At 36.2% G+C, this 13,239-nt stretch carries 5 protein-coding genes; 1 reads left to right on the top strand and 4 read right to left on the bottom strand.

Going from position 1 to position 13,239, the window contains the following annotated elements; translation table 11 throughout:
- Positions 1 to 108 precede the first annotated feature (108 nt).
- The 4 genes from ACWNT5_RS22285 to ACWNT5_RS22270 all read right to left on the bottom strand — a co-directional run bounded on the left by ACWNT5_RS22285 (position 109) and on the right by ACWNT5_RS22270 (position 9,904).
- Complete coding sequence (locus ACWNT5_RS22285) at positions 109 to 5,910, bottom strand: Ig-like domain-containing protein (RefSeq protein WP_456518617.1); 5,802 nt, start codon at positions 5,908 to 5,910, stop codon at positions 109 to 111.
- A 297-nt stretch (positions 5,911 to 6,207) separates the two neighbouring features.
- Positions 6,208 to 8,016: a sodium:solute symporter family protein gene (locus tag ACWNT5_RS22280; RefSeq protein ID WP_456518616.1), complete on the bottom strand. Its 1,809-nt coding sequence runs from the start codon at positions 8,014 to 8,016 to the stop codon at positions 6,208 to 6,210.
- Between the two features lie 101 nt (positions 8,017 to 8,117).
- Positions 8,118 to 8,846 (bottom strand): LytR/AlgR family response regulator transcription factor, encoded by a 729-nt coding sequence (locus ACWNT5_RS22275; protein WP_299606203.1) that lies wholly within the window; start codon positions 8,844 to 8,846, stop codon positions 8,118 to 8,120.
- Positions 8,843 to 9,904, bottom strand: coding sequence for a sensor histidine kinase (locus tag ACWNT5_RS22270; protein WP_456518615.1), 1,062 nt, complete (start codon positions 9,902 to 9,904; stop codon positions 8,843 to 8,845). Before ACWNT5_RS22270 ends, ACWNT5_RS22275 begins: the two co-directional genes overlap by 4 nt.
- A gap of 212 nt (positions 9,905 to 10,116) precedes the next feature.
- Here ACWNT5_RS22270 and ACWNT5_RS22265 point away from each other — a divergent pair, with 212 nt between their 5' ends.
- A complete protein-coding gene (locus ACWNT5_RS22265) occupies positions 10,117 to 13,239 on the top strand; it encodes a SusC/RagA family TonB-linked outer membrane protein (RefSeq protein WP_456518614.1) in 3,123 nt (1,040 codons plus the stop codon).

The following is a 13,239-nucleotide window of genomic DNA, read 5'->3' as shown; positions in this document are numbered from 1 at the left end:
CCTCGATGATGCAAATGCTATCAAAAAATATTACAAATAGAAAAATTCACCTCTCGACATATAAAATTGGAGTCGAGAGGTAAATTTCAAGAAATATCGGGGACAATATTACTGTTTCATCAGTTTCATTATTCTTACCTCTTTACCCATCCAGAGTTTTAAGAAATATATTCCATTAGGAATTCCATTGGTATCCCACTGAATATTGTGATTTCCAGAAGTTAGCCTTTCGTTCTCCTTCAAAACAGCTACTTTAATACCAATTTGATTATACACAACTGCTGTGATTGGCTTGTCTTTATGTAATTTGAAGGTGATATTAACTTCAGAAGAAAAAGGATTAGGAAACGTCTTTAAACTTTCTTTTTCTAATAACTCCTGCTCTGGTGCTCTCTGTCCTAAAGCATCTAAATACGCTCGATGCGGATCAGAAAATCCAAAACCTGCAACGATATCCCAGTTAATGGACCAAGTCATCAATCCTCTAAAGTTGGGATAACCAGCTGGATTACGAAGTTGGTAACGCCCTCCAAAAGACTGTCCTTTTATTAGATAATCCAACGCTTTGTGTACTTCCGTAGGTTCTGTATATCCGCTTCCTGCTGCACTTGGACTAGCCGGTAACCCTATAGCCACCTGATCTTGTCTTAAAGCAGGGAATTGATTTCCTCCAGCCGGGAAGCCTTGTAATAGCATCTCTGCCATCGCAACGTGAAAATCAGCAGTAGCCGATGAATAACAAAGACCATCCAATCCTAACATACATCCAGTATTATAATGCTGTACGTGAATATAATCCATCTCACTACGCAATCCGTAGATCACTGGCAAATAAGCACCACTGGCTCCACCATATGCACTAAATCCTCCTTGCACATATAATGTTTCTGGAGCCATACTTAGAACAAAGTTATCAGCACCAATATTATTTCGTACTTGCTTGGTTGCATCAATTAAATTAACAATTTTCGGAGTGGTTGGACTTCTGAAATCTGTATCTCCTGCTGCTAAAGAAAGTGAACTTCCTTCTAAATCAATATCTAATCCATTAAATCCGTAGGTATTGATAATTGAAGTCATTGAGGTAATGAACTCATTCTTTTCTGTAGTATTATTTAACTCTACAGTCGCATTTGCTCCTCCTATAGAAATCAACACTTCCTGTCCTCTTGCCTGCACAGCTTTAACATCATTTATAAATTCTGAAGTGCTACCGTAAATCTCATAAGGAGTAAATGTCATATCAGATCTACTACCGAATTTTGGTTCTGCAAAAGCGATACAGATAACATCCCACTTTTCAGATACGTCTCTTAGTTTTGGTGTTGAAGAACCATTATTAAAATTATGCCAGTATCCTACTAAAATTCTGTCTGGCAGATCTCCTCCATCAGGTGGATTAATTGATCCCACTGAAACATTTACGGTAGCAGACTCTCCTACGCCATTTTGATTGTCAATTGCTTTTGCTGTTAGTGTATAACTTCCTGATGAAACATTATTCCAGCTATAGCTATATGGATTCGACGTATCTTCACCGATTTTGGTTCCATTGCTGAAGAATTCTACTTTCGTAATAGTACCATCTGTATCTAATGCATTTGCACTAATCGTTATGGTACTACCATCTGTAAATGTTTGTCCACTTGTAGGTTGAGTGATTGTTACAGTTGGAGTTTGATTTCCATCAGTACCTCCATCGTCACAAGTGCCAACTAATGTCCAAGCGTCTTGCCAATATGTACCAGTTCCCGGAGCATATGCCCAAGCAGCTCCGTTACACCATCCTGAATATGGATATGGTCTACATTTGTAGGTATTCCCTTCATTTTGTACTATACTGCCTTCGGTATATCCTCCATTTTCTACATATTGTGCTTCATCACATCCACCACTATCCGTAGTTACAGTTATATTAATTGCTAAAGAAGTAGTTGCAGCACCATCATTATCAGTTGCTCTAGCAGTAAGTGCATAGTTTCCGCTGATAGCTATCCAATCTACTGAATACGGAGCAGAAGTATCTTCGCTAATCATATTTCCATCCAGGTAAAAGGAAACTTTTGTTACAGAACCATCAGTATCCGCAGCATTTGCTGATATAGTAACACTATCGCCTGCATTGAAAGAAGCTCCGTCCGCTGGACTTGTTATGGCTACAGTAGGAGGAGTGTTACTGCCTCCCGTAACTGTAATGGCTACTGCTGTGGATGTAGTAACTGCATTGTCATTATCTGTTGCACGAGCTGTTATCGTATGATTCCCATTTGTAGCTGTCCAACTTGCAGTGTAAGGTGCAGTAGTATCCGAACTAATCAAACTTCCATCAATGTAAAAGTCAACTTTAGTCACATTACCATCAGCATCTGAAGCATCTGCTGTTATGGAAACATCAATGCCATCCGAGAATGATGCACCCGATACAGGTGAAGTGATAGCTACTTGTGGCGCTGCATTATCCGGTTCACAAGGATTCCCTGCTACTTGATTAATTGCAGCTAATAAAGAGGTGCTAGGATCTGATGTGTCATGTGATAGTTCCCACATCATAATTCCTCCTGCGCGATCTAATGCCATCTGTGTTTTAGCTTTCATCGTAGGAATTCCATTATAGTTGTTTCCTTGAAAAGAATCACTATTTGGATCTGCACCTTGTGCTAATAAAGAAGCATAGCTCTGTGCCTGAGGACGACTATAAAAAGGTACTCCTAATATCGCTTTTTCTTTTGGAAGTCCGCGTCCAAGCCAGTAATCTAATCCACCCTGAGCTTGGGCCATCGAACCGTGATCAGGTCCATCATACGCCATGATATTTAGGAAGTCTACATCATCAAAAACTCCGTTTAAAACTCCATCAGCATTCCATCCTGAAACTACTACCGCTGCAGTTAGCAACTTACCTCGACTGTGCATTGCCTGACCTAATTCTTGCATCAATAATTCAAAGTTTTGAGGTTCATTTCCTTCACGTGGATATTCCCAGTCCATATCTACGCCATCTAGATCATATTGATTGACAAAATCGACTAAGTTATTTATAAAGGCAGCTCTGGTAGTTGGATTTGCTGCTAACGTTGTGAATGCCGAATCATTCCCATCCATCCAACCTCCTACAGCAATTAATATTTTCACTCCTTGTGCATGTCCTAAACTAACGATTTGCTGCATTTTAGAAACATTCTCAAGCGGTCGTAAGCTACCATCGCTATTAGGTAATAAGAAAGAATAGTTGATATGTGTTAATTTATCATATTGGATTGCATTGGCATCACCTTGCCAAGTAGGCATATACCCAACAACTTTGAAACCACTACGATCACAACCATCATCTCCATCAGTATTTACAATGATACTAACAGCTGCTGAAGTGGTTGACTGATTATCATTATCAGTTGCTATTGCCGTAATACTGTGATTTCCTAAAGTCGCTGTCCAGTTAGTTGTATATGGTACAGATGTATCTTCTGCGATCATATTTCCATCCACATAAAATGCTACCTTGGAGACAGTTCCATCTGCATCTGAAGCATTCGCACTGATAGTAACTGTATTACCTTGGATAAAAGATTGCCCTGACGCTGGAGAGGTAATTGATACTTGTGGTGCACTTTGTCCACCTCCGCAAGGACCTATTAATTTCCATACATTTTCACGGTTGGTCACAGGATCATTATTCTGCGTCCACCATTTCGCTTCATACTCATTCCCTTGATAAGAAACTCTATCGCCTCCTACATATACCTGACCATCAACATAAGCTGGTGTAGTACAAGAATCACCTCCTGTAACAGTTATTGAAATTGATGAAGTTCCTTCACCATTATCGTTATCAATAGCTTTTACTTTAATAGTGTAGCTTCCTTCAGATATATTCGCCCAGTTATAGTTGTAAGGTACAGTGGAGTCTTCACCAAGTAGGGTGTCTCCATTATAAAATACTACGCGGTTTATAGTTCCGTCTGTGTCTGAAGCATCTGCAGCGATAGCTACTGTGGAACCAGCAGTAAAAGTTGCTCCTTCTGTAGGTGATGTGATAGCAACGGTAGGCAACTCATTCCCTCCTATACCCGTTACAGAAATATTTACCGAGGCTATAGCGCTTGCTCCATCATTATCATACGCTTTTGCTGTTATTTCGTAATTTCCTGCTGTACTATTATTCCAAGTGTATGTATAAGGCGCTGTTGTATCTTCCCCTAATAATGTAGTTCCTCTATAAAATTGAACTTTAGCTATACTACCATCAGGATCACTTGCATTTGCTGAAATTTGTACAGCGTCTCCAGCTTCGAAAGTAGCACCATCTGTAGGAGATGTTACGCTCACTACCGGAGGTTTATTTCCTATTCCACCACTGGCAAAAACTTCATTTAAGGTGTTTACTAAAGGGGACTTTACATTCGACCACCTTTTTAATTTTGTACCAAAAGACTGTGGTGCCCCTGAAAACTCAAGATCTCCAAAAACAGTCCAAATGATCGTTCCTGCTAGATTATTTGCGTTAATAAACTTAGCTTTTTCAGTTATTGATTCTTCATCATCGTAACTCAAAAAGAAGTTTCCTTTAACCATATACGGCACTTTTGCCTGATTATCCCATTTTTTGGTCCAACCACTTCCTGCACCTGTCTTTTGCTTAATGAAAAAATAATTAGGTGTTCCGTCATATACATCTTGAGGCCAATTGGTATAATCAGCAGCAGTGCTCACCGGACCATCAGGTTGTATAGTTACATTTCTTTTTACTGTAGGAGCATTTAGATCCGCTGCTCCATCTGTAATGACACCTCTACCATAAAAAGGCGCTCCAAAGTTAATTTTATTCACAGGCACTCCCATACCTTTCATTTTCGTTAACAATGTTTGCCAATTAAAATCAGGGGCTTCCGCACCGTCATATGGATATACCGGTGCATTATGACCTGCAATATTAGACCAACCTCCATTAAAATCATATGTCATCATATTAAAATAATCCATAGTATTGGATAATCTGGACCAATTGAATCCTTCCAATTTTTTATAATCTGCAGCCATCGCAGCTGTTATAAGTTTATCTGGTCCTATGGCAGCTCTGATTTCTTCCACAAGGTTTTCAAAGTTTGCATAATCTGCGTTTGTTCCTGTAAAATTCATACCAGGAAATGGTCCAGGATATTCCCAATCTAAATCAATTCCGTCAAAGCCCATATTGATTAGTTTTTTACAATCTTCAATAAAGCGAGCTCTTTTTACAGGATCAGCTGCCATTTCTGGAAAATGTTTACACATACTCCATCCACCGAGAGAAGCCATCACTTTCACACCATTATCGTGAGCAAGTTCTAACAGTCCCTTGGCTCCACTTCCTTCTTTTGGGAGCGGTAATGGTAGTATACCGCTTAGACCCCATTCGGGATGTGACCATGTGCTGCCACCTACTTCGACCACATAGCCCATTGCTTCTGCTCTCTCTTTTACAGCAGGACTTATGTAATTTACATTTTCGATTTCTCCGAATAAAATATGAAAATCCCAACTACTGTATGGGTCGCCATATAACAGATCTGCAGGTTCTTGAACTACTCCTGGTTGATATATATTTTTATTACGAAGGTCTCCACTGTGTAAAGAACCGTCAACCGCTACCCCAAAAAAGGAATAGTTTAGGATGGTATACTTCGAGTAGTCAATGTTCAATTGTGTTAATGCTCCGGCAGAGGGGACCCCTGCACTAGCTGCTTTCCAAGCATCCCAGTTAGTAATGTAACCGATCACCTGCTTTGAATGATTAGCAGTAGTGGCTGTTCCACCCGTATTTACTTGCCCCCAGTTTGTACCTGTGAGCATACAAAACATTAATAATAATGGCACTTTCCAAAGGCCAAAATGAAAAGAAAATCTTTTCAATAAAGGTTTTAATAGTTTCATGATGATTTGTGTTAAAGTTTTTGAACAATTAATGTTAAACTGATCTTAAAGTATAAAGAACTCTATAAGTCAAAAAACTAATTGGATCAATGACATCATTTTGTAGATATTGTGAAGCAAAAATCCTATGACCGTAATTTTAAGATGATCTTAAGAAAATAATCTAGATTACGACATCAAATTCCTTCTGCTCCTTGTTTAAAAAAAAAATACTTTGTGTTAGCTACGGAAAAGAAAATAGCACCGAGAAATTTCAGTGCTATTCATTATGTATATTTTGCTAAATCTATGATATTATTAGACTATCAGGTCTTTTCCAATTTTTCTCCATACTCTCAAGAGCAAAACTCCTGAAATGATGGTTCCTGTTCCCAAAACGAGCGATTCCTGTAAATTACCATAAATTATATGTCCAGTTGTAAAAAGTACTCCATACACTAAGAAACATCCTAGTAATAGTGCTAAAATTCCTGATGGGACACTCCATCGGTCTGTGCTTTTTACAATATCAATATTATCCTGTTTTGCCTTTTTAATAATATTCTTCCAACCAGGCCCTCCTGGTTGTATTTTTTTGTAAAAATTGTACAGAACACTGTTACTTTCGGATTTTGTCAATAACGTTACACTTACCCAAACAACAGTTGTTATAAATACAATACTTGGAAGCTTTGTCCAGCTTGGCATCATTGCTTCATTTCCAAAAAGCCTGTCTCCAATTGATGATGCAAAAATTAATGAAACAACTCCAGAAATAATCATTGCCGAGATCTCACTCCATGAATTGATTCGCCACCAAAACCACCTAAGAATAAATATAAGTCCTGTTCCTGCTCCAAACATTATGATAATATCAAAAAGTTGTTTTGCATTTTTAAGATATAATGCAAAAAGTGCACTTAAAACCATAAGCACTACTGTAGAAATTCTACCAACCATTACCAATTCCTTTTCTGATGCATCTTTTTTTATCTGTTGTTTATAGAAATCATTAACAATATAAGAAGATCCCCAATTAAGATGTGTAGAGATAGTACTCATATATGCTGCAATTAATGAAGCAAAAACCAATCCTAAGAGCCCACTTGGTAATTTTGTCAACATTGCAGAATATGCTAAGTCGTGCCCTAATTTATCTTCGGTTACATTTGGAAAAGCTTCTTGGATACTCGCAATATCAGGAAACACAATAAGTGAGGCCAAGGCTACCAATATCCACGGCCATGGCCGCAATGCATAGTGCATAATATTAAAGAAGAATGTGGCTCCGATGGCATGATTTTCATTTTTAGCAGCTAACATTCTTTGTGCTATATATCCTCCACCTCCAGGTTCTGCTCCAGGAAACCAAGAACTCCACCATTGTACTGCTAATGGAATAATCAGTAATGTAATGAGAGCTTCTTTATCATCAAAGTCTGGCAAAAGAGATAATTTATCAGACACATTTGGATGTGTTATTAAGCTTTGAAGTCCACCAACTTCAGGGATATTCACCAGATAGTACGCTGCTCCTATTGCACCCGCTATCGCGATAAAAAACAATAAAAAATCCGTGTAAACAACTCCTTTAAAACCTCCCAGAGCACTAAATACTACGGTGATTATCCCTGCATACACGATAGTTTCCCAAGGTTCTAAACCGAGCATGATACTACCGATCTTAATCGCAGCCAATGTAACTCCTGCCATTGCAAAAACATTAAAGATAAGACCTAAATATAAAGCTCTAAATGACCTTAAAAAAACTGCGGGCGCTCCTCCGTAACGTAATTCATAAAACTCAATATCTGTACTTACATTAGATCTTCGCCACAATTTAGCATATATAAAAACTGTTAGAAGGCCAGTAATTAAAAATGCCCACCACATCCAGTTTGAAGAAACTCCATCCTTTCTCACAATATCAGTTACGAAGTTTGGAGTATCTGTAGAGAAAGTAGTAGCTACCATAGAGAACCCTAATAACCACCAAGGCATATTTCTACCTGATAAAAAATACTCTGAAGTGCTTTTTCCTGCTTTTTTTGATACGATTATCCCTATAAAAAGTGTAGTGAGTAAAATAACTATTATAATTGAGTAATCAAGTGTGCTTAGTTTCATGTGATTATATTTGCTGTATTATGGTTATGCCTATCGTGTAAAAAATATGATTCTATCTTTGTTTTAAAAGGTTTCTTGTAAAACCTGTATGTAATTGGCATTTACCCATTGAATAAATTTCCTTTGTTTTTTAGTATTTGTTTTTTAGCGTGAATTGAATAATTACGCCCGATAGGAATTCTCTTGTCTCCGATCTCTACAAGATTCCCCTCTACAGATTTTACTTTATCAATAGCAATAGCATATGATTTATGTATTCTAATAAAATTTTCAGATGGTAATTCATCGCTTATACTGGCCAACGATTTATGGGAAATATAGGTTCCTTCTACACTACGCAACTTTATATAATCTTTTAAACTTTCTATATAGAGAATATCCTTAAGAAAAATCTTGATTAGTTTTTTGTCTACTTTCAAAAAAATATGAGGAGCTTGTTCGAAATCAGCGAAAGGTTTTCCTTTATCTAGTGTTATCAATCTCGCCATCAACTTATTAATTGATTTTAAAAATCTACTAAACGGTATCGGTTTTACTAAATAGTCAAGTACTTCTAATTCATAGCTCTCAATTGCATACTCTTTATATGCAGTAGTAATAATAATTTGTGGATAGTCTTTCAGAGTTTTTAAAAATTCCAAACCATTCATCCTTGGCATATTTATATCTAGAAACACCACATCGACACCCCCATCCTCCAACAGAGGTAATGCTTCCAAAGGATTCTTAAACACTGCTATAACTTCAATATTTTTAAATTCTTTGAGATATGTTTCAATAATACTTATTGCTAAATGTTCATCATCAATTATGATACTTTTTATGGTCATGAGGTAGGGATTTTAAGAGTAATCTTATATAGGTTATTATCATTTGATATCAGTAACATGTAATTTTCATTATATAAAAGTTGTAACCTTCTTTCTACGTTTTTAATTCCAATTCCATTCTTTGACTTTGAAGAGGCTTTTTCATCATAACTATTCTCAGATATAAAAATCAAGGTATCGTCGCGAACTTCAAAAGAAACCAACAGACTCATTTCTCCTGTATCTTTAAAACCATGTTTAAAAGCATTTTCGACAAAAGGTAAAAACAGGAGAGGAGTTATTAATACATCATCGATACATCCTTTTATATTAATTTCTGTCTTAATTTGGCTTCCATATCTTATGTTTTCCAACTCTATATAATTATCAATATATTGTATCTCTTGAATCAATGAAACCTTTCTTTTACTAGCATCATATATGATATATTGCATAAATTCTGATAGTTTAACAACTACCTCAGATGCTTTCGAAGACTTTTGAATAGTTAACGCATATAAATTGTTTAACGTATTAAAAAAAAAGTGTGGTTGAATTTGAGCTTTGAGATATTGTAATTCGGTTTTATACTGTAATGCCGTTAATTGTTTTGTTTTATTTCTTTCCATAATAAAATCTATACTAATTTTTATAGAAAAGGTCAAAGCAAGAACGTAGAGTTCGCCTAGTACTACCGCTATGATATGATTAAGCCCAAAAGGTTCATTCTCACCTTGAGCTTCTGGCCATATATTTTCCGTAATTAACCAATAATTCAAAGTAGATCTTACCACATAATGGATCCCCAAACTAAAAAGCAAAAAAGTAACGTAAGTTGTATACTTTTTCTTTAATAAATAATTAGGAATGAGATAATATATGTTGAAATAAACAATTACTAAATGCAATGGAAACTCAACTAAGTTAGATCTAAATGAATACCAATAATCATTAAAATAACTTCCCCATCTGATCACATTAAAAAGAAAGTACGTTATCCAAAAATAGACATGGTACTTTGTTTCAATTGATCTTCCTACCACATCTTTGTGGATTGCGTTTTCTTCAATTTTTGACACAGAATTATGTTAATTTTATTAAAAAACTGTGAAAAAGTATTATTAAATATGATAAAAAGCAAAAAAAAATTCAATCACTAAAAATATCAATAACGGTTATCTACGGTTACATGTCGTTCATTATCAAAATGCTGCTGTTTGGATAAAAAAAAAAAAAGAAAACCTTCTATCTATTAATTTAGAACAACACAAATAATCAATAAAAGGAAAACATGAGGCAAAAAAAATTAACTTTCATTTCATTTTTATTTTTAATAATAGGAGTTGCCGCTCAGGACAAAAGTATATCAGGAAAAGTTTCAGATATGGTTAACGATACTCCATTACCAGGAGTAAATGTAATTGTTAAAGGAACTTCTAATGGAGTACAGACCGATTTTGATGGTTTGTATACTATTAATGCTTCTGTAGGTGACGTATTAGTTTTCTCATATATCGGATTTAAAACGATAGAAAAGTTAGTTGATTCATCCGGTTCTATTAATATCCGCTTGGAACAGGACACAGAACAACTAGAAGATGTGGTAATCACTGCATTTGGTATTAGGGAAGAATCAAAAAAACTAGGATATTCCGTACAGCAAATTAAATCTGAATCCATTGTACAAACAGCAGATCCTAATGTAGGATCCGCTATTCGAGGAAAATTAGCTGGTGTTAATATTAATTCAAACTCAGGAGGAGTTGGATCCTCCATATCTATTAATGTTAGAGGAATCAGTTCATTAGGCACTAATAATCAACCTCTAATTGTATTAGACGGTGTTATTATTGATGATAATCAGGGCGGTCAAGGAGATTTTGCTTCAGGGCTCGATTATGGTAATACACTTTCTAATTTAAATCCTAATGATATTGAAAACATCTCCTTATTAAAAGGTGGAAACGCTACAGCACTTTACGGTTTTAGAGGAATAAATGGTGTTTTAGTCATAACCACAAAAAAAGGACGTTCTGATAAACCTACTGTAGAAATAAATTCTGCTGTAACAGCCAGTTCTATATTGGTATCTCCAAAATTCCAAAATGAATATGGACAAGGTGTATTCGATACCTCTACAAATCAATTGGTATATGACATTACCAATGGTAGTAGTTTTGGTCCGAGATTGGATGGGTCATTACAAGAACGTTTCGATGGTATTGGAACAGCGCCTTATGCGGCAAATGATAATGAATTCAAAGATTTTTTTAGAACAGGTTTCTCTTTTTTAAACTCAGTTTCGGTTTCACAGGGTACGGAAAAATTTGACTATAGGTTTAGTTATTCCAGGTTAGATGATGAGTCGATCGTTCCCGGAAGTAACCTGAAACGTCAAAACTTTAGTATTAAAGCAGGAGCTTCTATTACCAACTGGTTGAAAATCGTGGGAAAAGTTGACTATATCCACCAAGATGCACAAAACCGACCTGAACTTACTGGAGGACAAACAAATATTACACGTGCACTTTCTCTAAGACCCAGAAATATTTCTAATGCTTTGCTAAGAGATAATTTTTTAGAACCAGATGGCACACCCAATAACTGGGCTGGAGCTTTCATCACAAATCCTTTTTACACATCAAATACGCTTCTGAATGAGGATGAGGTTGATCGATATATAGGGCTACTAGAATTAAACATAGATATTTTACCCGGATTAAAGGGTATTATGAGACTTTCTCAGGATCACATTACAACTAATCAGCAGATATTCAATCCTTTCGGAGCTTTTGACATCGCAGGTAATGGCCGTTTTTCTGATACCAATTCCACTGCAAGAACCAATAATTATGATTTGATTTTTAAGTATAATACAGATTTAAGCAATAATTTCAATTTAGGGGCCACCTTAGGTTTTAGTCATTCTGATGTTTCTTTTAAATCACTACAAGCTATTGGAGAAACTTTTTTACTACCCAATTTTTTCTCACTGAATAATTTTGAAAGTATTAGTGTAGTTCCAGGCAATGCTAAAAATTCATCAAATTCTGTCTTCGGTTCTATGACTTTAGGATTTAATAATTATTTATTTGCGGAATTTACAGCTAGAAATGACTGGAGTTCCACATTGCCGATAAATGATGCTTCGTTTTTTTATCCATCAGTGGGTCTAAGTTTTGTGGTAACCGATGCTTTTCCATCATTACAAGATAGTGGGGTATTATCAAATTTAAAATTAAGAGGAAGTTTTGCACAAACGGGAAATGCTACCAGCGCTTTTTCTTTGGTAAATACGTATAACGTATCTTCAAATCTCTTTAATGGACAACGTTTTTTCTTTTTCGGAAATGCAGAAGAAGGTGCAGGTTCTGGTCCAGAACTTAATAATCCTAATTTAGTTCCAGAAATATCAAATGCACTTGAGTTTGGTCTAGACGCCCGTTTTATGGACAATAGAATTGGACTTTCTGCTACCTATTATACCATCAGAACTGAAGATCAAATATTAAGATTGACGCTTCCTCCTGCAAGTGGCGCTGCAAATCAAATTATCAATGCAGGTTTAGTAACAAATAAAGGACTCGAACTCTCTCTGGATGCTGATATTATAAAGACCGAAGATTTTAGCTGGTCCACTACCGTAAATGTGACTACAAACGAAAATAAAGTAGAAGAATTAGCACAAGGAGTAGACAGAAACATATTGATACGACAATTTAATGATATTGTACAGGTAGCTGCAGAAGTAGGCTCCAGTGCTCAGGGATTATTCGGCACTACCTTTACCAGAGATGATAACGGAAATATAGTATATGATACGAATGGATTACCAGTAGTGAATACTGAAATATCTCAAATTGGAGACGTGGCTCCGGATGCTTTTGTAAACTGGGGAAACTCTTTCACCTATAAACAATTCTCTTTAGGTTTCTTATTTGATGCAAGATTTGGTGGCGATGTATTCTCGCTTTCCGAAATACAAAGACATACACAAGGCACCGCAGTCGAGACATTACAAGGTAGAGAATTTTTTACTGGAGGACAAGGAATAGTAGTTCCTGAAAACGCAACTGTAGACGGTACTTTAGATCCGGAGGTTGCACAAAGAGGGGTAAATCCTCAAATATATTGGGGTAGAGTTGGTCAGATCGGAGAAAATTGGGTGTACGATGGGAGCTTTATCAAATTCAGAGAACTAACCTTTGGATATAATTTCCCAGAAAAAAGTATTAAAGGATTGCATCTTTCTAATCTATCCATAAGCTATGTAGGAAGAAACTTAGCCATACTGCATAGCCATACTGATAATTTTGATCCGGAAACAGGGTTTAATACAAGTTTTGGAGGTGTTGAATTTTTTGGAATTCCCTCTGCAAGTAGCCACGGACTTAGAGTAAACGTTACTTTTTAA

The sequence above is a fragment of the Aquimarina sp. 433 genome, assembly GCF_054054605.1.
The sequence above is the reverse complement of the archived record's forward strand: the minus strand, read 5'-3'. Positions and strand labels throughout refer to the sequence as shown.

Coding starts and splice junctions, on each gene's coding strand:
- ACWNT5_RS22285 (WP_456518617.1), bottom strand. CDS start 5,910: ATGAAACTATTAAAACCTTTATTGAAAAGATTTTCTTTTCATTTTGGC.
- ACWNT5_RS22280 (WP_456518616.1), bottom strand. CDS start 8,016: ATGAAACTAAGCACACTTGATTACTCAATTATAATAGTTATTTTACTC.
- ACWNT5_RS22275 (WP_299606203.1), bottom strand. CDS start 8,846: ATGACCATAAAAAGTATCATAATTGATGATGAACATTTAGCAATAAGT.
- ACWNT5_RS22265 (WP_456518614.1), top strand. CDS start 10,117: ATGAGGCAAAAAAAATTAACTTTCATTTCATTTTTATTTTTAATAATA.